Origin of the sequence: Acinetobacter sp. OYA S30 (assembly GCF_033599315.1) — a bacterium.
GTDB classification, from domain to species: Bacteria; Pseudomonadota; Gammaproteobacteria; order Pseudomonadales; family Moraxellaceae; genus Acinetobacter; species Acinetobacter baumannii.
The window spans coordinates 1-20,352 of sequence record NZ_JAWVAV010000016.1 but is presented as its reverse complement, the minus strand read 5'-3'; the positions used below and the strand labels follow the sequence as shown (position 1 = coordinate 20,352).

Below are 20,352 nucleotides of genomic sequence, written 5' to 3'. Positions count from 1 at the left end.
CCAAAGATCACTTTTCAAAACGCTTTGACCATTCAGCCAAAATACGTTCACGCTGCTCGGCCGCCCAATAAAAATCATTTTTTATGAGCATTTGAGGAAGATTTTTCGGGAAGTCCATAGTAGTATTTTCAATGCCTTTATAGGCCACCATTGAAAAGTTATGGGCATAGGCTTCGTTTGCCGCTTTGCTTACCGACCAATTTATAAATTTTTGCGCGCTACTTAATTTCTTGGTTCCTTTCACAATTGCTGAGGCTTCCATTTCCCAGCCTAAACCTTCAGTTGGATAAACCACTTCTAAAGGTGCACCTTCTGCTTTTAACTTAAATGCCGGATAACCAAAAGAAACACCAATTGGAATTTCACCTTGTGCTGCCATCTTGCAAGGTTTTGAACCCGAGTGAGGATATTGTGAAATGTTTTTATCTAAAGCCTGCATATAGTCCCATGCCTGCTTTTCGCCCCAAATCTGCATCCAAGCCGTGACATCTAAATAGCCTGTGCCACTCGAAGCTGGGTTTGGCATCACAATCAAGTTTTTATAAATTGGGTTGGTTAAATCTTTCCAAGTTTTTGGAATCGGTAACTTACGTTTTTCTAATTCGACTTTATTGACACAAATTGCAGATTCCCATGCATCCATACCCGTCCACGTTGGTACAGGTTTTTGACTTACAAATTCTGGTTTTAAATTTTGAATACCTTCAGGTTTAAAAGGCTCAAGCATGTCTTTCTTTTCCATGACCAACAAACTGGTTAAAGCCACACCAAAAACCACGTCCGCTTGTGGGTTTTTCTGCTCTGCCAAAAGTTTGGCGGTGATTACACCAGTTGAATCACGTACCCATTTTACTTTGAGTTCAGGATAAGCTTTGTGTAATTCTTCTTGGTATTGCTTAAGTTGGTCGGCTTCCACTGCCGTATAGACTGTAATTTCTTCTGATTGTTTTGATGTTGCTGATGAACATCCCATTTGAATAGCAACTACTACACCTAAAACTGATGCAGTACCGAGTTTAATTGTCTGTTGAACATACTGTTTCATCTGCAAACCATCGAATGCAATTATTTGATGATGGTATTTCAACAGCTTTATATGACAGTTTAATTAATCTGGTTTAAACCAGATTGCATTTTTATGCTCGCGCTTCGAAATGTAAATCTAAAACATCATGTAGCCAATATTCTTGGTCAACATCAGTAATCACACCTTCTTCATTTCTGTTGCTACGGCAAATATATAAACCAAGCGCGCCAACATTCACATGCAGTGCTTTGGCCTGCTGTTCCGATAAAGCTGTTGGATACAGATTAATATCAGCTCTGGTGATATGGCAGTTATATTGATTTGCCATCAGTAAAGTAATGGATTGCTTGAGATCATGAGTTAAAAACTCGGGAAAAAGCTCGGCATTCACACGTAAATGTTCAACCAAAACAGGTCGACCATTAATACAACGACGTCGCCAAACTGAATAAATCGGATGCCCTTTTTCAACTTTTAAATGTTTGGCATCCCAAGAAGTAGCTGTCGTTAGCTCACTCGAAATCACTTCTGTCGAAGGTTCATAACCTTGTTCAATCACGAACTGATTAAAGTTTTTAGTCGACTGCGGATGATAAATAATACGAGGAGAACGAACATACCAACCACGGCGGTCTAGTCGATAAATCAGACCATCAGTTTCCAAAGCCAGTAAAGCTTCACGTGCAGCCACTCGTGTGGTTTGGAATTGTTCCGAAAGTACTCTTTCCGAAGGGAGTTTTGCGTGGGCTTCTAATACGCCAGATTCAATATCATGGGCAATTGCATCGCGAATAGGAATATATTTAGGTATGCGTGCTTGGTCCTGTTCCATACAAACTTAGAATTTATAAATAAAGAAATTAATAGCAATATACTGAAAAAATATGACAAAAGCTTTTATTAATGCTGATCTTTTAAGCAAAACAATCTCTTAAGCTAGTACGGCCCACTTAAATTTTTCTATAAAAAAAGAGCATTTTCATGCCTTTTTTATTTTTACTTAGTCTTTAGCTGGCGTGCTTAAAACTATCAATTTGCTTAATTTCATAAGGCAACCCGACATAGTTTTCAGCCAAGGTTGTTTTACCCGCAATTGAACCCAGTACATAACTCAACTCGGCTTGTTTAATCTTATGGTCAAACTCACTTTCAGTTTCAAAACGATGCAATAAATGAGTCATCCACCAAGAAAAACGCTCTGCTTTCCATACGCGTTGTAGGCATTTTTCAGAGTATTCATTTATCCCTTGTTCGGAACCTTCGGCGTAATATTCAATGAGTGCGCTTGATAAATAAGCAATATCAGATGCAGCGAGATTTAAGCCTTTTGCTCCTGTTGGTGGAACAATATGCGCAGCATCACCTGCTAAAAATAGTTTTCCAAAACGCATTGGCTCGGTCACAAAGCTACGTAACGGCGCGATACTTTTTTCAATAGAAGGACCTGTCACTAACTTTTCACGGCTTTCAGGATCTAGGCGGTTTTTTAACTCATCCCAGAACTTTTCATCCGACCAGTCTTCGACGTGATCTGTTAAAGGGACTTGTAAATAATAACGGCTACGTGTTTCTGAGCGCATACTACATAAAGCAAATCCACGTTCAGACTGTACATAAATGAGTTCATCGGCTACAGGTGGGACATCGGCCAATAACCCTAACCAGCCAAATGGATAAACTTTTTCAAAGGTCTTAATTTTATCTTCAGGCACGCTGGCACGGCAGACACCGTGGTAGCCATCACACCCTGCTATAAAGTCACACTGAATTTGAAAGGCTTTACCTTGGTACTCAAACTCAACTTTTGGTGCAGTGTAAAAGTCTTTCACTTGTACATTGTGAGCTTCATAATATGAAGTGAGCTGTGCTGCTTCACGCGCAGTCATTAAATCTTTAGTGACTTCGGTCTGACCATATACAGTCACTTGTTTACCACCTGTGAGTGCGGCTAAATCAACCCGATGTAACTCACCATTGGTTAAGATTTCAATGCCCGAATGCGGTAATCCTTTTTCTTTTAAGTTTTGGTCAACGCCGGCTTGTTTCAGTAAGTCGACCGAAACTTGCTCTAAAATTCCTGCACGAATCCGTGAAGCCACATATTCAGCACTACGTTGCTCAACAATAATATGATCGATGCCAGCTTTATATAGAAGTTGCCCAAGCAATAACCCTGCTGGTCCAGAACCAATAATTGCAACCTGTGTCTTTAAAATATCCATAACTTCATCCTTGTTTCATCCTGACTTTTAAATTACTGGCTTTAAGTTTTGTTCACTATGTATCCAAGACGAAAATAACCGTTTATCATTTAGTTTGTCCGAATAGCGGACAGAAACAACCAAAATAACAGGAATGAAAGGATGCCTTCTCTCGATGCTTTTCTAGAGCACCCGAACTCGCATGAGAAAATTCGTCAAGATGACTACATTGCAGGATTAGCAAAAGGCTTGGCTTTATTGGAAGCTTTTGGAACAGATCGCCAGCGGCTTAATGTCACTCAAGTGGCAGAACGAACAGGTATTAGTCGTACAGCGGCAAGGCGTTACCTAAAAACTTTAAAATACTTAGGCTATTTAGAAACTGATGAACATTACTTTTGGCTCACTCATCGCGTGCTGCGCTTTTCGAGTTCTTATCTAAGCTCTGCCCACCTGCCTAAAGTTGCTCAATCATTTTTAAATCTTTTGTGCGCGCAGACGTCGCTGACTTTTTCGATTGTGGTGTTAGACGATAACGAAGTGGTGCCGATTGCCCGTAGTTATTTACCACAGCAAGATAATTTGCGCGTTAGCCCTTATGGCATGCATTTAGGAAACCGTCTCCCTGCCCATGCCACTTCCACGGGTAAAGTATTGCTGGCAGCACTACCTGAAGAAGCCCAACATACGTGGGTAAAAAATTACGGTTTAAAACGCTTAACGCCTTTTACCATAGTAGATGAGTCAAAGTTTTTTGAAGTGCTTAAGGGTATTTCGTTATCGGATTATTGTCTTTCTAAAGAAGAACATGAACTTGGTGTAATTGCGATTGCCGTGCCCGTTTTTAATGCACAAGGTCAAGCAGTGGCAGCACTTAACTGCATGTCTCAAACCAACCGCATACAAGAAGATTATTTGGTTCAGCAAATTTTGCCATTGCTGCGTAACACGGCAAATGAACTTAGAAATGTAATTTAAATAGACTTAGAAACTCTCGTCATCAATTAGAGGTACAAGAGTTTCAACTCATAATTTTAAAAAGCGAATTCTTTAACTTGATGGCTTGCCAAATCTAAAGCATTGCTGCGATAGGCCTGCATGTCTAAGCCTTCTGCATAGATAAAATCGACGTCATGAATGCCCATTAGCCCTAACACTGCTTTGAGATAAGGCGTGACTGCCTCAGTTTCTTGGCCGACATGAATACCACCCCGACTACTTACCACCACCGCTTTTACCCCTTCAACCAAACCTTGAGGATAAGTTTCGGTATAGCGGAATGTTTGTCTTGCTCGTGCCACCAAATCAAACCAGTTTTTAAGTTGAGTCGGGACATTTAAGTTGTACATGGGTGCACCAATGACCAATAAATCAGCGCTTTTTAATTCAGCAATTAATTCATCAGACAAAGCAACGATTCGTTGAATGTCTTGATTTACATTTTCAGCCCCACGAAGCGCTTGGAAAATTTCTAGATCTAATACAGGCAGATTCATTTCAGCTAAATTGCGTATGATAATGTCATCTTGCAAACCTTGGTCTTTACGGTGCTCAAGCATTACATCGATTAGACGATTGGTTTGTGAACCCTCACCCATAATGCTGGATTTTAATACCAATATTTTAGCCATGACCATCTCCACGTTTTTGATGAAGCCATATTAATCCCACAATAAATTCAACAGTGGTGATATTATTTCTTATCATTGGTTCCTTTTAGGCAACAATCATGCAACATGAGCTAAGTGCAATTTCTATATTTGTGACTGTGGTTGAAGCTGGAAGTTTTGTAAAAGCTGCCGAGCAATTGCATTTAACTCGCTCAGCCATAAGTAAAAATATTGCTCGGCTTGAAGAACAGCTTGGTGTAGTTCTATTTAAAAGAACAACACGTTCGCTCAGCATGACTGATGAAGGTGCTTTGTTTTATGAACATAGCCGTCGAGCATTAAGTGAAATACAAAATGCAGCAGCTTTATTAGACCAAAGGAAAATTAACGCAACAGGCCGATTAAGAATATCTGTGCCTGTACTTTTTGGACAACTCTTTGCTGCCCCGCTCATGGTTAAATTCGCTCAGCAGCATACGGACTTACAGTTAGAAATTTCATTTAATGACCGAAATGTAGACTTGATCGAAGAAGGTTTTGATTTATGTATAAGAATCGGGGCATTGCCTGACACCACTCAGCTCGTTGCCAAGCCGATTGGTGAGCATCGAATGCTACTTTGTGCCTCACCTGACTATTTAAATGAAACAGGTCCCCTAGAACATATTGAGGACTTAGACCATCATGCGACTATTGCCGATCCGCATTTTGGTCAAATGCAAAAATGGCGACTTCAAAAGGAAAATGACGAGCCTTTATTTATTAAACCGAAAGCAAAACTTCTTTTAAATGATCTACAAGCTATTAAAAATGCAGCGCTTGCTGGAGCTGGTATCGCTTGGCTACCCGACTGGCTCATTCAAAATGAATTACAGGACGGTAAGCTGGTACAAGTGTTAGACGCCATGTCGAGCACTGCTTTTCCGATTCATTTGGTATGGCCTACACTGCCTTTTATGCCACTCAAAACCCGTCTTGCAATTGATTATTTGGCGCAGCATTTACCCCCTGAACTGAACAAACAAGCTTAAAATAAAAAAGGCCTCGTCCACTTGAATAAGGCCTTTTTTAATATTCAAAGCTAATTTTTATTGCTCAGATTCAAATTCTTTAATTGCCTCTTTAGCAATACGAAAGCTATCTACGGCAGCAGGTACGCCACAGTAAATTGCAACCTGCAAAAGCACTTCACGAATTTTCTCTTTAGGTACACCATTTCGAAGTGCACCTTTAACATGTAGTTTTAATTCATGCGGACGATTTAAAGCTGAGATCATTGCCAAGTTAATTAAACTGCGCTCAGGCTTACTTAATTCTTCACGCCCCCAAACAGCTCCCCAGCAATATTCAGTGACTAATTCTTGAAGAGGAAGATTAAACTCATCAGCATTGTTGATTGAATTATTTACATATTCTTCACCAAGAACTTGTTTGCGGATTGCTAAACCCTTTTCAAATTTTTCATTACTCATATATTCAATCCTCCAAACAAGGTGTATTTAATTTCCAGATAATCTTCAATACCGTATTTAGAACCTTCACGCCCCAAACCAGACTGTTTAATGCCACCAAAAGGCGCAACTTCATTTGAAATAAGGCCTTTATTAATTCCGACCATGCCATACTCAAGCTGTTCACTCATACGCCAAGCACGGCCTAAATCTTTGGTATAACAATATGCGGCTAAACCAAATTCAGTTGCATTTGCCATTTCAACTGCTTGTTGCTCGGTTTCAAATTTAAATACAGCTGCTAGCGGACCAAACGTTTCTTGGGTTGCCACATCCATATCAGCGGTAACATCTGCAATTAGTGTCGGTTCAAAAAATAATTCACCCGCAGTATGCCTTTTACCACCAATCACAAGACGACCATTTTTATCTAATGCATCTTGAATATGAGCTTCAACTTTTTTCACCGCATTGGCATTAATTAATGGCCCAATGTCATGCCCAGCTTCTAGTCCATTACCAATATTAAAGTTTTGGATTTTTTGGCTTAAGGCAGCAATAAATTTTTCATAAATGCCCGCCTGCACTAAGAATCGATTGACACATACACAGGTTTGCCCTGCATTTCTAAATTTGGCAATGAGTGCTCCCTCAATTGCTGCATCTAAATCGGCATCATCAAATACAATGAACGGCGCATTGCCACCCAACTCTAAGGAAACTTTTTTTAAGGTTTTTGCTGAACGCTCAAGCAACATTTTGCCAACTGGTGTTGAACCCGTAAAAGTAAATTTGCGTACGACATCACTTTCAAAAATCGCATCACCAATATGAACTGCATCACCTGTAATCACACTAAAAATTTCAGCAGGCACACCCGCTTGCAGAGCTAAGTCCACTAAGGCCAAAGCAGTAAAAGGCGTTTCTGGTGCTGGTTTTACAATACAAGGACAACCTGCCGCCAAGGCTGGAGCAACCTTACGCGTAATCATAGCAGCGGGAAAATTCCACGGCGTAATAGCTGCAATGACGCCAATAGGCTGTTTATTTACAACAATACGAGCATCTGGATATGGGCTTGGAATAATATCTCCATACACTCGTTTTGCTTCTTCGGCAAACCATTCAATAAAACTGGCAGCATATAAAATTTCACCCTTGGCTTCAGCTAAGGGCTTTCCTTGCTCACTCGTTAAAATAAAAGCCAATTCATCTGTATTTGAAATGATTAAATCGAACCATTTTTTTAAAATAATTGATCGATCTTTTGCTGTTTTATTTTTCCATAGCGGCCAAGCTTCTTTGGCAGCTTCAATGGCACGCTCGGCTTCAGCCTTGCCCATATTTGGGACAGTACCAATAACCTCTAATGTCGCTGGATTTAAAATTTCGGATGTTTGTTGATGGTCTGCATCGCACCACTTTCCAGCAACAAAAGCTTGCTGACGAAATAAAGCGAGTTCATTAAGCTGCATGATCATTATCCTATTAAGATCTTCTGCATTGATAGTCGAGCGATACATAAATTAAATAGCTCACCATCAACTTTGTATTATGGCATACCAAAAATTAATTTAAAAAATTTTCGGTATGCCCGAATGTTTAAATGTCTTTAGAAATAATAAAACAGCGTTAAGTTAAGCAACTTATTCCACTGGTTATCATCCCCTTTTGCCAATGAATCTTGAGTCCCACCAATGAATGGGTCATTTTTACTCATGATGTATTCAGCCACCAAAGATAGCTGTTTATGGTCAATAGACACACCAATAATATTACGAATCGAATCTTTCATACTGTCCTGATCTTTATCGTAATGGCTGTACATAAAGTACGGCGTAATGTTTCCGATTTGCTTAACATTTTTGAAAGAATAACCAACATCTGCTGTATAGAATGTTCCTTTGTTAGCTACATAATATTCGGTGTCGTAGGACCCCATGAGTGACTGATTAGGATTAAGCTGATCCTGATTAGTTACATCATTTTTACCGCCAGTAAGGGTCACATTTAAATTGCCATAATTGGCTTTACCAAAAAGTGCCCATGCATGACGGCGCCCATCACTCGAAGCAGTTTTATTTTCAATATCGGATGTCCAATAGGAGCCACCCAGCTGTGTGGTTAAACCATTAATTCCAAGATTTATATCTTGAGTCACTCGGCCTACCCACATGTTCTTTTCTTGCAAATCGGTTTTATTCGGATCGTCTGAACTCACATAATTTGCAGTGTAGCGACCTGAATCTTGGGTAGAACCTGTGTAGTTCCCACCATCTACCGCAAAATAACCCACATCAAACTTGGTTGCTGTCGGCAATTCAAAATGATAATTCAAACCAAGATTATGAACATCTTCTAAACCTGCGGTTGTGCTCATACTTCCATATAAGCTATTACCCCAAAAACGTCCCGGCCCAAATGGAATCGGCTGAACACCTGCCACCACTTGATCTGTTTTATTTAATTTGTACCCTACATAACCATCAACCAACGTAGAAAAATCACATAGACGGTCATATTGATAACAACGATATTCCGCATGACCAAATAACGGTCCACGCTCGTAGTCCAGTTTTAACTGCGCAGCATCAAAACGAATTTTTTGATCAGAAGCAGACTCTCCATAGTGTTTATCTTGATAGTTAGCGCGAACATAGCCGGATACGGTGAGCTTGCCGTATTCATCATCGGTGTTTCCAAAACTTATACCTGCGTAACTCGGATAGATTACAGCCATTAATGCTGTGCTTAAAGCTGCTTGTAAATAGCTTTTTTTCATTGTGGGATTCCTTTCACTACAATGCTTATTGAGGTAATTTTGCGTTTAATGCAGGTGCAGAACATTTAATCTTTCCTAGATTAAAGACGTAATACACCACCAGACTCACCACCAATCCAATAACCCATGAAATATCCGCATCCGGAATTACATCAGCCAATGCACCTGTGAAAAACGCATTTTTTAAGAACGGAATTTGTACCGCAATCCCAATGAAATAAGCCGTAAGCGCTTTTGCATTAAATTTGCCGTAAATACCACCATCACGTGCAAAAATCGATTGAATGTCATAAGACTTTTTATTCACGACATAGAAATCTAGTAAATTAATAGACACCCATGGCACCAAAATAAATAACAAGGCAAAAATCACATTCAAGAAGAAACTAATAAAGTTACTTGATGCCCAAAGCGCCGTTAAAGTCGCTAGAACTAACACAATGATTGATAACACGACTCGGATATTTCGGCTTGGCATCCACTGCCCTGCAAAAGTCTGAATAGAAGTAATACACGACAGAACCGCACCGTATAGGTTCATAGCATTGTGACCAATGATATTGCATAAGAACAAAATCATAAGAACATAACCGAACAGTCCAGTACCTGACTTTACCGCTTCCATGGCATCTGTGGTTGAGCCAATACTGACCGCAATCGTACCAAATGCCATCGCAAAAATTGTTCCTAATGATGCGCCTAAATAGGTAAAGATAAATGGCTTATAAATACCAATCGACTTCGGTAAATATCGTGAATAGTCTGAGGTATAAGGTGAAAAACTAATTTGCCATACCGCACACAAACCAAACATGGCAAACCAGCCTTTCATATTGAAAGAGCCTTTAGCAAGTACATCTGCATTAATATGCGGCACCATAATCATGAGGCCAATGAGCAACGAACCACCCATAAACCAAGTTCCAATTTTATTGAACTTATGAATAAAGTGATAACCGATCACGCCTATGGTAGTTGCTGCGATTGCGCCAATGACAGTCGCAGTCGGCACAGGAATAGCAGGAACAACGGTATGAAGGGTTTTGCCTGACAAAATAATGTTAGAGATGAAAAAACCTAAATAAATGAGGGTGGTAAACACTACAACCAGCAATGCCCCATAACGCCCGAACTGTGCGCGGCTCTGAATCATTTGAGGAATGCCGACCTGTGGGCCTTGTGCAGAGGTTAAGGCCAGAATCGCTGCGCCAAAAAAATGTCCGCAGCAGATCGCAAGCAATGCACTTACAATATTGAGGTTAAAGGTTAAAATTGACATTGCACCCGTAATCACGGCAAGCGGTGCAATATTGGTACAAAACCATAATGTGAATAGATCACGAACTTTCCCATTACGTTCAGAGGGAGCAACATAATCAATAGAATGACTTTCGATAGCGAAAGCATTATTGCTATTTTCGTTTTGGCTCATATCCTTAATCTCTCTTTGAGGAATTCATTTCCTCAACATCAAAAAATCTGCCCAGCCAAAGTCATTTCAATATGACTCGGCTTCATCTTTTTATTTCCTTTTACAAACAGCTCATTTCTCTGTTTGTGTTGTTTTAGCCAAGAAAAAGGTAAAGCCAGTCCGATCAATACTTAATTAAGCATCGATACATCTAGTTTTACGTTTTCAACTATTTAAAGCTTTAGGCGATTACTGGGTTTGACTGATTCATTTTTTCATCCTTGAAATTAAAATCCCGATATATTTTCATACTTCAAGTCATGACTTATCTCATGACAAATGGGTCATCAATTGGCTCATCTGAGGTACGTAACCAAACTGTCTTGGTGGTGGTGTAATCTAAAACAGCATTTGCGCCACCTTCCCGACCATGTCCCGAAAGCCCATGTCCACCAAAAGGTGCAAGTGGAGAAACAGCACGGTAAGTATTGAGCCAAACAATTCCCGATCCAATCACTTTTGTCATGCGGTGAGCACGGCTTAAATTGGTGGTAAAAACGCCTGCTGCCAATCCGTAAGGCGTGCTATTGGCTTTTTGCACGGCTTCCGCTTCATCTTTGAAACTATCTACTGATAACACCGGACCAAATAGTTCCGTGGTAATACAATCTGCTTGAGGTACATCGGTGCAATCTAAAATGGTTGGTGGATAGTAATAACCTGCTCGCTCAAGGCTTTTACCCCCAATAAGCAGTTTTGCACCTTGCTGGATTGAACTTGCAACGACTTGCTCAATTTTTTGGCGTTGGCGTAAGGTACAAAGCGGTCCAAACTCGGTTGCCATTTCATGAGGTAAACCAATTTTTATGGTTTGTACACGCTCAACCAAACGCTGAACAAATTCATCTTTAATGCTTTCTTCAACCAGTAAACGTGAACCTGCTACACAACTCTGCCCTGTGGCCGCAAAAATAGCAGCGACCTGAGCATTTACCGCACTTTGAATATCTGCATCAGCAAATACAATAAATGGTGATTTACCACCTAATTCGAGTGAAACTTTTGCAAGATTTTCAGCCGAGTTACGCACAATGTGCCGTGCCGTTTCTGGACCACCTGTAAACGCAACATGGGCAACATCAGGATGACTACTCAACACGGCGCCACATTCAGGCCCGAAACCGGTAATCACATTGACCACTCCTGCCGGGAAACCCGCTTCATGGACTAATTTGGCAAAGGCTAACAATGGTCCAGGGCCGTCTTCAGAAGCTTTTAGCACGACGGTACAACCTGCCGCTAAAGCAGGCCCTACCTTCACTGCCGATAGAAATAACTGACTGTTCCAAGGAACAATTGCAGCAACCACACCTACTGGTTCACGAACAATCCATGCTTGCATGTCTGCCTTATCAATCGGTAGAAAACTGCCCTCTAATTTGTCGGCAATACCTGCATAGTAGCGATAATATTCAGCGACATAGGCAATCTGGCTCGATGTTTCACGAATAATTTTGCCCGTGTCACTGGTTTCAATTTGAGCAAGTTGCGGTGCAGCTTTTTCAATTAAATCAGCCAATTTATAGAGCAATTTACCGCGCTGGGAGGCGGTTAAACCTGCCCACTCCGGTGCTTTTAATGCCTGAGATGCCGCTTGAACTGCTCGGTTGACTTCATCGGTTCGAGCTTCCGGCATGTGTGCCCAAACTTCACCTGTTGCAGGATTAATACTTTCAAAAGTCGCTGCACCAGATTCAAACTGACCATTAATATAAAGCTGAAAGTCTGCTGTCATGATATTCGCCTCTATGCAAATGCCGGCATAACTTCATTGATCATACGTTCTAATGAGGCTTTTTTACGTTCAAAGCTCATGCCTGTATCAATCCAGAAAGAATATTCGTTATAGCCCATCGCCTCATAGGCTTTTAAGCGATCAATGACTTCTTGGGCTTGCCCAATCACGTTATTTTTGCGCATCGCTTCTGGTGTATAAAAAGGATGTGCAGCAATTTCTTCAGGGCTTAAAGGTGCAATTAAACCTTGTTTAATTTCACGCTCATTTTTAAACCAAGCGCCGAAGTAGTTATAGAAGGTATTGATTTCATCTGCTGCCAGTTGAGCATCTTCTTCACTATCTGCCACATAGGTATGGCGGAGCAACATAATTTCCGGACGCGGTACATCACTGAACTTTTCACAAGCTGCATTGAAATGTCCCATGAGTTTTTCAACTTCTTCGTCACCTAAATGTAACGGCGTTACCTGTACATTACAGCCATTTTGCACAGCAAATTCGTGGCTATTTGGATCACGGGCAGCAACCCAAATTGGTGGATGCGGTTGTTGAAGCGGTTGAGGTGCTGAGGTGGTTTTTGGAAACTGCCAAAATTCACCGTTATGCTCATAATCGCCTTTCCAAAGGTTTTTAATTGCGGGAATCATTTCACGTAAACGCTGACCTGCACTCCATGCATCCATGCCCGGAACCATACGTTCATATTCAAACGAATAAGCACCACGAGCAATACCAATATCTAAACGGCCGTTGGTAATAATGTCGGTCATTGCAGCTTCGCCTGCAAGTTTAATCGGGTGCCAGAATGGCGCTACCACCGTACCCGTACCTAAACGAACATTTTTGGTTTTATTCGCTAAATCGACCAGATTTAGAAATGGGTTTGGTGCAATGGTAAAGTTCATGGCGTGGTGCTCACCTGTCCAAACCGCATGCATACCGCCACGGTCTGCAATCTGACAAAGCTCAATCATTTCATCATAAAGCTGCTTCTGGGTTTGCTGATCAGAAACACGTTCCATATGCACAAATAATGAAAAACGCATGATTAAACTTCCTCTTTAACGATTTGACGAACTGTACCTGTTGTCTGATTTCCGTAATAAACACCATAAGTTTTCAAATGGTTTTCTTTGCGATAGCGCATCAGCATACTTTCTAAAGCACTGTCTATAAACTCAAGTTTCTCAAGATCATTTAAATCGACAAACTGACCTTTAGTGGCTTGAGCTACGGGTGTGTTGCATAAAAATGAAATATATTGCTGCTGGTTTTCAACGTTCTCATATACAGAGTAAATGAAGTTGGCAGAAGCATCTGGCTGATATTGTGCAAAGATTTTCTCAAGTGCTTTATCGGCACCGTCTTTATCGACCATGACATGCGGAATAGTCCATTTATGATCGGCAGTTTCTTCAAGTAAAATGGTATTTTCATGTCCGATAATGGCACTCATCACCACTTTAGGGCCAGAGATCACCTCGGCAGAAAGTTTGGCTGGTGTGAAATATCCACCACGATAATAACCAAGCCCTGCAAAACCGGTCGAAGCAAAATCTTCAACTTTACCAATTAAAATGGCATGGTCACCTGCATCGACAACTTGGTAGGTTGTACAGTCAAACCATGCACTGACATGATCGATCAGCGGGTTCTGGCAAGCGCTTTTTGACCATGAAATATTTGCAAAACGATCTTCGCTTGGACGAGCAAAGGTATTTGAAACATCCTTTTGCTCTTCTGCCAAAATATTGATTGCAAAATGTGTGGCATTTGCAAAGTTATGATAATTGCTTGATGTCTTGGCAATACTCACTAGAAGTAAAGCTGGGTCCAAAGACACCGAAGCAAAAGAGTTCGCTGTAAAGCCAAGTGGCGTTCCATCTTCTTTACAGGTTGTGACCACCGTAACGCCCGTCATAAATGACCCGAAGGCATCACGTAGTTCACGCATTTTATTAATCGTATCCATTTCACTCATTGTTATATTCCTTCAGCAATGTGTGGCAATTTAAACGTTGGTTTCCAACCACGCTTGCATTGCATTATTCACTTTGTCAGGGGCAGTTAAGTTCACCATGTGACGTTCATTTTCAATGACAATTGCAGTGCCATGCTTTGCCTGTTTTGCCATCTGTAATGCCATTTCTGCAGTTGAATTCGGATCATCCGTACCGGTCAACACCAAAGCAGGGCAAGTGATCTTTGACCAGTCATCTGCATAGGTTTCATCGCCTTGTGCAAACGCAGAATACGCAGTGGTATAACCAGACAAGTCGACATTTTCGAGCCAAGTTTTCACTTTGGCAGCTGCTATACGCTCGACTTCACTTTCACCAAACCAGCGTTGTAGCGGAGTTTCAACATCAATACGGCCTGTTTTTAACTCTTCAGCTCTTTGGATGACTGCATGACGCGCCTGTGGTGTCCGTTTATACACACCATTGAGTACAGCCATCCGTTTGACTAAATCAGGACGGGTAACACTGACGCCTGTCGTAATTAGCGAGCCCATTGAATGCCCTGCTAAATTTACCGGGCCTAAATTTAAGGCTGTAATAAATTCGATGGTCCATTCAACAAAATCTTGTAATTTTGCGTCTGCCGGTAATTTGGTACTTTGACCATGTCCCGGCATATCTACTGAAATCACATGATAATGTTTAGAAAAATATTCAATTTGTGGATACCATGCCGCAGCTTGCATTCCCACTCCATGGATCAGAACCAGAGGCTCTCCTTCGCCTTGCTCAAAATAGTGAGCAATACGGTTATTTGACAGCTGCAGGGTTTTTGACATCATGACCTAACTCTTCCAAATCTTTATAACGATCACCAATACGATGATGTGGTCGACCACCTGTTGCTGCACCAATCACAACAACCAGTTCGTCAGCAGCAGGTGCATCTGGAATTGCAAATTGCAATGTTAAGTAATGAGAACGGCGGCCTTCGTCATTTTTATCCATCATTGGAATTAAAATCGGCGCATTTGCTGGGCCACGGGTATTGTTAAATGCCAAATAAGACTTCGCGCCAACAGCACTACGGTAAGTATTACCAAAATGTAAGGTATGAATTAAAGCTGATGCATGCTCAAGTTCACCATTTAAGCCCACCACCGCACTTTTACCAAAAGCTTCAACGGCTTCGCCCGAACCGACTTCATCAAGAATAAGCTTGGTTAAATGCTCGCTTAAGATCGGCGCAATGCGACGAATTTCCGGTGTTAGGTTTTCTACATAACCTTGCCCTGCCCACGGATTTTTAATTACCGCTGCTGCTGCCACCATTTTTAAAGGCTTGGCTGCTTCTTTGCCGCCATCTACATAAGTGGTTTCTACATGAAGTACAGTTTTACGTATGAGTTCCATTGCTCTTCCTTGCAAGTAAATTATCTTGTCATTCGTATTATGGTATACCATAATACATACTGAAAAAAAAGCAAGAGTTTGCTATGCTAATTTTTATTGAAAAACATGTAATGAAACTCAACATGTTAAAAAACAGGAAAATTTAATTACCTATGAATCTTAAAATTGAAAACCCGCCCGTAACTTTACGAGAGCTGTGTTTAGATAAAGTGCGTAATGCCATTATTACGGGCTATTTCCCTTCAGGAAAAAGATTGGTTGAAAGAACGTTATGTGAAGAACTTGGCGTGAGCCGTTCTGTAGTTCGCGAAGTCATCCGCTATTTAGAAGCAGAAGGTTTAGTCGAGATTTTGCCAAATAAAGGCCCTATTGTTTCACTACTTAACTGGGACATCGCTTCACAAATTTATGAAATTCGTCTTTTGTTAGAGCAAAGTGCTGTGGTTGACTGCACTAAAAATCTAGATGAAAAAACTGCTGAAAAATTAAAACTTCTATTAGAAGATCTTAAAGCTGCATTTGCCGCCGATGACATCAATCTCATTATTGCGACCTCTACCCGGCTTTATGAAACTATTTTTACTACAGCCAATCACCATATTGCTTGGGAAGTGGTTCAACGTTTAAACGGTCGAATTAGCCGTCTTCGTGCCATGACCATGAAATCAACAAAGCGTGAAATTTCAGGTTATCAACGTATTAAAAATATGTGTGAGGCCATCTATCTTCACAAAGACCCTGAAAAGGCAAAACAAGCTGTTGCTGAACATATTGCTGAAGCTGCTGCTGTCGCAAAAAATATTTTAGATGCGTGAAATCACAAATTTTAGGAAAAGGTAAATAGGCCTTTATTTAATAAGTTATAGGGAAATACGATATGTCTGCGTACTGGATTGCTCATGTCACCATTCATGATATGGAACAATATAAACAATATATGGCCACTGCTCCGCAAGCTTTTCAAAAGTACGGCGCCAAGTTTCTTGCGCGTGGCGGTGCCTCTGAAGTCTTAGAAGGACAAGAGTTTGAACGTCACGTGGTGATTGAGTTTCCAAATATGGAAACTGCACGTGAATGTTATTTTTCACCTGAATATCAGCTTGCCAAAAGTAAACGCCAAGGCTGCTGTGATGTCATGGTGAGTTTTGTTGAAGGGATCTAAATTGCTGAATTGATTTCTCAACTTGAGAAATCAATTCTATTTTAAGTTATTATATCAGCGAGCTTATTTATATGTTTTAAATAAACCTTATAAAAACCTCACCATTAACTCATCGTTCAATCGAAAAAATTTCAAGCAAACTAATCAGCTTCTTCTTTTTTAGAAGAAGACCCCAAAGCCATACTCGAAAATACGCCATCGCGATAAATCCATGCATGTAATAACGCAGCGGACAGATGACCAATAACGACAGCAAATAATAGCCAAGCCAAAATTCCGTGTAGAGTACGGAACCAAGCGTAAAGCGTAGAGTTGGTTGGTGCTATAGGTGGAAGGTCCCAACCCGGAAATAAAGTGACAGGCCAATTACCTGCCGATAGCGTTGCCCATCCGAGCAATGGCAAACTAAACATCAAAATATAAAGTAGCCAATGTGATGCTTGGGCAAGAAACGCCTGCCAGCGCGGTACAGTCGGCGGCAAAGGTGGAATTGGATAACAGAGTCGATTTATTAATCTTATGATGACCAATAATAAGATTGCGATTCCTAAAGGACGGTGAATATCGATTAACCACGGACGCCAAGTCATTGAGGTGGTCATTCCTACCCCAATAAATAGCATAGCCAGAATTGCTGCCGCCATAAGCCAATGCAGTATTCGCGCAGTCAAATTAAAATGACGTGGAGCATTATCGTTAGATTTATTTTGCATTGTTCATCTCTCCTATTTGCCCACGGCATCCGTTGCTTTGCCAAATCCAATTTCACGTAATCGAGCATTGTAAGACTGTGAATAGATCGCCGCTCGTGCTGCGAGTACTGGGTCATCTGATAACTCAATTCCTGGTGGCACCAAAGTTGGGTCAAAGTTAATATCACGACAAGCGCCATTTACCTGATCAGTTACATTTTTGACTTCTAATGTTCCGGCTATAACTTCTTTACGGTCTTTTGGCCAAGGCTGAGATGGGTCATTCACCGGGTCTCCCGGCTCGGCAAGTTGCAAAACCAAGTCCCAATAGAGCGGTCCTTCAGCCAAACGTTTTTTGATGTCTTTAAATAAGAAATCATGATCAGCTTGATCACGTTGCTCTTTGGTTAGACTAATAAATTTTGAATGAGGACGCATAGACCAACGGACTGGCTGTTCTTGTCCATTGGCTGCCCGCAATATAAAGGCATTTACGACATAAAATTCTGCACCGCTGAAACTACCAGTTAATGGCATCTTGGCCTTTTGCTCAATAGACTTACGCGCTTCGGGATATTCTTTTAAAAACGCCTCAACAAGGGCTGGATCAGGTTTACCAGTAGACGGAACCGGTTTAAATGCTTTTTGCTGCGCCAAAAAACCCTCAGCATTTCGCGTAGGGAAATAGGGAAAGTTGTTTAATTTCATACGCCACTGTGAATGATCGGCTGGAGAAAGTAATAAAGCCATACTCACTGTTGCGGTAGAATTATCTGCCGCATGCGGATTACCGCTTCCAATAGAAAATCGACCAATTGCTGGTATATCAGACTTGGCAAATACAGTGGCTTTAGAGAGTGCTGCTGCCGCACCATTACTATGGTAAGTGCCATCAAAACAAATACCTTTACCGTGTGCACGTCGATATCCGGGATCAAAGTTTTTTAATGTGTCACCCAAAAAAGTTTTGGATGTTGTTCGATGTCCAAATAGACCAGCGGTCCAAGCAAATGCCAATATTAAAGAGCCTGCGATTACAGCAATACCCACGAATCGCAGCCAGTACTTCTTTAGAGTTTTAAAATTCAAATTATTCATTCTTCATCCTGTGTAAATTATATAGCTGCATTTATAAAGAAAAGTTTTATCCTATAAAATACGCAGGACTTCTTATCCTGTCGTCCTTTTGAACCAAGAAAATAATTTACGCTTAAGCTTATTTTTTTATAGGTAGTAGTAAAACAGGGTCTTCAATATCGTAACCAGTTTCTTCTGGAACCCCCAAATATTTAACGACAACCAACCTCTTATTTTGTTTAGGCACACTATAATTTTGGGAAATTTTTATTGCTTTGCTGTAATGAACCGCAACATGGGTCTTACTTTGTAAAGACGGCGATTTTACAACATATTCTGTTTTATTTTGCGTGATCTTTCCTGAAGGATCAAACCAAGACGATACCTGATTCTGATGAGTTTTTAATGTTTGAATTTTTACAGTCTTACTATTACTTACGATCAAAGGAGTTAAATTCTTTTTAATTTTATTAAGTGCCTTATTAAACGCTGTACTATCTTGATCATAATCAATCTTATGTGTTTTTGGATTGATATAGAGAGATTTAACTTCAATCAGTTTATCAGGCGATTTACTATTTAATAGATAATAATATAGTTGTGGTAGGCGTCCTCGGCCATCTTCATAATGTCTTAATACATAAAGTTTCTTCTCTTTTTGCTGATAGCCCAATACTTCAATTTTTTGTCCACCACCCACTGTCGCATAGGTATGTGCGGATAAGGTAAGAATCGTGCTAAAAGTTAAAAATTTTAGAAATTTCATTAGTTCATATCCTTGTGATCTGATAACTATATTGTATAAATACCAATCAGTTTAAAATGACACTTGAGTAAGTGTTACTTGCTGTTTTTATATTCTTTTGTACATAAGCAGTTTTTTTAAGGGGGCTTTATTTATTATTTCTCTCCCCCCCTTCAAAACAACTCGTCTAGCTTTTACATATAAACCGTCATAGAAGAACAGGCTAACACTTGCTAGCGTCGACATGAGTAAACATACATGGACTAAAATTTCTAACAAAAGAGTTTAAAAAATAATCCAACATCTTTTCCCGCTCGAGTGCCCCATCTGAGCTTAAAAGCTGAATGATTGTGCCCTCCACCATATATACAAATAGCTTGGCATCGGTAAAAGAAGCATCCGCGTTTAGCACTCTAAGCTGACTATAAATTTCATTTTTTAGCCATGTTCTATAGCGCATTGCGGTCTGATAGGCTTTTGGATAACTATTTTTAATCTCAAAAATAGCTTTAAATAATAAGTAATACGGCCCTTCTAGATCGGTATGTAAATAATACAGCTTTTTAAGTTTATCTATTGCGGGGGTACTTAAGTCGTACTCGACCATTGCGACTACTTGCTCTTGGAGCTTTTCTTTTTGCACCATCAGGCAGATTTCAATGAGGCGTTCTTTAGAGTGAAAGTAATTATAAAAAGTCGCTTTGGTAATTTCTGATTCTTTCACTATTCTGTCGACGCCAATAAGATGGAACCCACGGTGATGAAACAGATCAATTGCTTTATTTACAACATATAAGGTACGTGTTGGGAGAACTAAATTTGGCATAGTTTTACCGTTATAAAAATTTTTGTTGTATGTAGAGATAAAAAAACCTGTGCCCTTTTTGGGAGAAAAAAAGGCACAGCAAAGCCGTAAAGACTGTGCTTGGCACATCTCAAGTTTTGTTGTTGCTAAGTTTTAAGTAAAAATGACTTTAAGCCTGAAAACCTTAGGGCAATCAAGCTGCTTTAATTTTTAAGCT

The 20,352-nt window shown here is 40.4% G+C and carries 22 protein-coding genes; 4 read left to right on the top strand and 18 right to left on the bottom strand.

Features of this window, described 5'->3' with window-relative positions; translation table 11 throughout:
• Positions 1-7: 7 nt before the first annotated feature.
• The 3 genes from R5R67_RS09885 to pobA all read right to left on the bottom strand — a co-directional run bounded on the left by R5R67_RS09885 (position 8) and on the right by pobA (position 3,249).
• The gene (locus tag R5R67_RS09885) at positions 8-1,045 is read right to left on the bottom strand and encodes a putative 2-aminoethylphosphonate ABC transporter substrate-binding protein (protein WP_000816400.1); all 1,038 of its coding nucleotides are present in this window, start codon (positions 1,043-1,045) and stop codon (positions 8-10) included.
• 91 nt (positions 1,046-1,136) lie between these two features.
• Positions 1,137-1,859: a UTRA domain-containing protein gene (locus tag R5R67_RS09880; protein ID WP_000434324.1), complete on the bottom strand. Its 723-nt coding sequence runs from the start codon at positions 1,857-1,859 to the stop codon at positions 1,137-1,139.
• 175 nt (positions 1,860-2,034) lie between these two features.
• Complete coding sequence (gene pobA / locus R5R67_RS09875) at positions 2,035-3,249, bottom strand: 4-hydroxybenzoate 3-monooxygenase (protein ID WP_000353520.1); 1,215 nt, start codon at positions 3,247-3,249, stop codon at positions 2,035-2,037.
• Between the two features lie 141 nt (positions 3,250-3,390).
• On the opposite strand from pobA, the gene pobR reads away from it, so the two are divergent.
• Positions 3,391-4,206 carry an IclR family transcriptional regulator PobR gene (pobR, locus tag R5R67_RS09870; RefSeq protein WP_001139492.1) on the top strand — a complete coding sequence of 272 codons (816 nt, stop codon included), beginning with the start codon at positions 3,391-3,393 and terminating at the stop codon, positions 4,204-4,206.
• Positions 4,207-4,262: 56 nt separating this feature from the next.
• Here the strand turns inward: pobR and R5R67_RS09865 are convergent, their stop codons facing one another.
• A complete protein-coding gene (locus R5R67_RS09865; RefSeq protein WP_001062873.1) occupies positions 4,263-4,859 on the bottom strand; it encodes an NAD(P)H-dependent oxidoreductase in 597 nt (198 codons plus the stop codon).
• 98 nt (positions 4,860-4,957) lie between these two features.
• On the opposite strand from R5R67_RS09865, the gene R5R67_RS09860 reads away from it, so the two are divergent.
• Complete coding sequence (locus R5R67_RS09860; RefSeq protein WP_001163448.1) at positions 4,958-5,869, top strand: LysR family transcriptional regulator; 912 nt, start codon at positions 4,958-4,960, stop codon at positions 5,867-5,869.
• 57 nt (positions 5,870-5,926) lie between these two features.
• On the opposite strand, the gene R5R67_RS09855 is transcribed toward R5R67_RS09860, so the two are convergent.
• From R5R67_RS09855 to R5R67_RS09810, 10 genes are all read right to left on the bottom strand, one after another.
• The gene (locus R5R67_RS09855; RefSeq protein ID WP_000064100.1) at positions 5,927-6,310 is read right to left on the bottom strand and encodes a carboxymuconolactone decarboxylase family protein; all 384 of its coding nucleotides are present in this window, start codon (positions 6,308-6,310) and stop codon (positions 5,927-5,929) included.
• Positions 6,307-7,764 (bottom strand): NAD-dependent succinate-semialdehyde dehydrogenase, encoded by a 1,458-nt coding sequence (locus tag R5R67_RS09850; protein ID WP_001176561.1) that lies wholly within the window; start codon positions 7,762-7,764, stop codon positions 6,307-6,309. Before R5R67_RS09850 ends, R5R67_RS09855 begins: the two co-directional genes overlap by 4 nt.
• Before the next feature lie 137 nt (positions 7,765-7,901).
• Positions 7,902-9,071 (bottom strand): hypothetical protein, encoded by a 1,170-nt coding sequence (locus R5R67_RS09845; protein WP_000750368.1) that lies wholly within the window; start codon positions 9,069-9,071, stop codon positions 7,902-7,904.
• A 25-nt stretch (positions 9,072-9,096) separates the two neighbouring features.
• A complete protein-coding gene (locus R5R67_RS09840) occupies positions 9,097-10,503 on the bottom strand; it encodes a purine-cytosine permease family protein (protein WP_000081167.1) in 1,407 nt (468 codons plus the stop codon).
• Positions 10,504-10,541: 38 nt separating this feature from the next.
• Positions 10,542-10,670: a hypothetical protein gene (locus R5R67_RS09835; RefSeq protein ID WP_002041109.1), complete on the bottom strand. Its 129-nt coding sequence runs from the start codon at positions 10,668-10,670 to the stop codon at positions 10,542-10,544.
• 137 nt (positions 10,671-10,807) lie between these two features.
• Complete coding sequence (gene tgnC, locus R5R67_RS09830; protein ID WP_000123059.1) at positions 10,808-12,277, bottom strand: (Z)-2-((N-methylformamido)methylene)-5-hydroxybutyrolactone dehydrogenase; 1,470 nt, start codon at positions 12,275-12,277, stop codon at positions 10,808-10,810.
• A gap of 11 nt (positions 12,278-12,288) precedes the next feature.
• Positions 12,289-13,326 (bottom strand): flavin-dependent trigonelline monooxygenase oxygenase component, encoded by a 1,038-nt coding sequence (gene tgnB, locus R5R67_RS09825; protein ID WP_001212563.1) that lies wholly within the window; start codon positions 13,324-13,326, stop codon positions 12,289-12,291.
• A gap of 2 nt (positions 13,327-13,328) precedes the next feature.
• Positions 13,329-14,261, bottom strand: coding sequence for a flavin-dependent trigonelline monooxygenase reductase component (gene tgnA, locus R5R67_RS09820; protein WP_001293243.1), 933 nt, complete (start codon positions 14,259-14,261; stop codon positions 13,329-13,331).
• Positions 14,262-14,291: 30 nt separating this feature from the next.
• Positions 14,292-15,083, bottom strand: a complete 792-nt coding sequence (locus R5R67_RS09815) for an alpha/beta fold hydrolase (protein ID WP_000987213.1) — start codon at positions 15,081-15,083, stop codon at positions 14,292-14,294.
• Positions 15,052-15,654 carry an amino acid synthesis family protein gene (locus R5R67_RS09810; protein WP_000420415.1) on the bottom strand — a complete coding sequence of 201 codons (603 nt, stop codon included), beginning with the start codon at positions 15,652-15,654 and terminating at the stop codon, positions 15,052-15,054. The genes R5R67_RS09815 and R5R67_RS09810 overlap by 32 nt, the downstream gene beginning before the upstream one ends.
• A 152-nt stretch (positions 15,655-15,806) precedes the next feature.
• On the opposite strand from R5R67_RS09810, the gene R5R67_RS09805 reads away from it, so the two are divergent.
• Together R5R67_RS09805 and R5R67_RS09800 are read left to right on the top strand one after the other, a co-directional pair.
• Positions 15,807-16,469, top strand: coding sequence for a GntR family transcriptional regulator (locus R5R67_RS09805; protein WP_001049495.1), 663 nt, complete (start codon positions 15,807-15,809; stop codon positions 16,467-16,469).
• A 62-nt stretch (positions 16,470-16,531) separates the two neighbouring features.
• Positions 16,532-16,816 (top strand): DUF1330 domain-containing protein, encoded by a 285-nt coding sequence (locus tag R5R67_RS09800; protein ID WP_001277472.1) that lies wholly within the window; start codon positions 16,532-16,534, stop codon positions 16,814-16,816.
• A gap of 140 nt (positions 16,817-16,956) precedes the next feature.
• Here the strand turns inward: R5R67_RS09800 and R5R67_RS09795 are convergent, their stop codons facing one another.
• The 4 genes from R5R67_RS09795 to R5R67_RS09780 all read right to left on the bottom strand — a co-directional run bounded on the left by R5R67_RS09795 (position 16,957) and on the right by R5R67_RS09780 (position 20,156).
• Positions 16,957-17,529, bottom strand: coding sequence for a cytochrome b (locus tag R5R67_RS09795; RefSeq protein ID WP_001180291.1), 573 nt, complete (start codon positions 17,527-17,529; stop codon positions 16,957-16,959).
• Between the two features lie 12 nt (positions 17,530-17,541).
• Positions 17,542-18,606 (bottom strand): catalase family peroxidase, encoded by a 1,065-nt coding sequence (locus R5R67_RS09790; RefSeq protein ID WP_001061490.1) that lies wholly within the window; start codon positions 18,604-18,606, stop codon positions 17,542-17,544.
• A 118-nt stretch (positions 18,607-18,724) separates the two neighbouring features.
• On the bottom strand, positions 18,725-19,351 hold the full coding sequence (locus R5R67_RS09785) for a hypothetical protein (RefSeq protein ID WP_000670340.1): 627 nt from the start codon (positions 19,349-19,351) through the stop codon (positions 18,725-18,727).
• A 202-nt stretch (positions 19,352-19,553) separates the two neighbouring features.
• Entirely contained in the window at positions 19,554-20,156 is a 603-nt protein-coding gene (locus R5R67_RS09780; RefSeq protein WP_025467460.1) for a TetR/AcrR family transcriptional regulator, read from the bottom strand.
• Positions 20,157-20,352 lie beyond the last annotated feature (196 nt).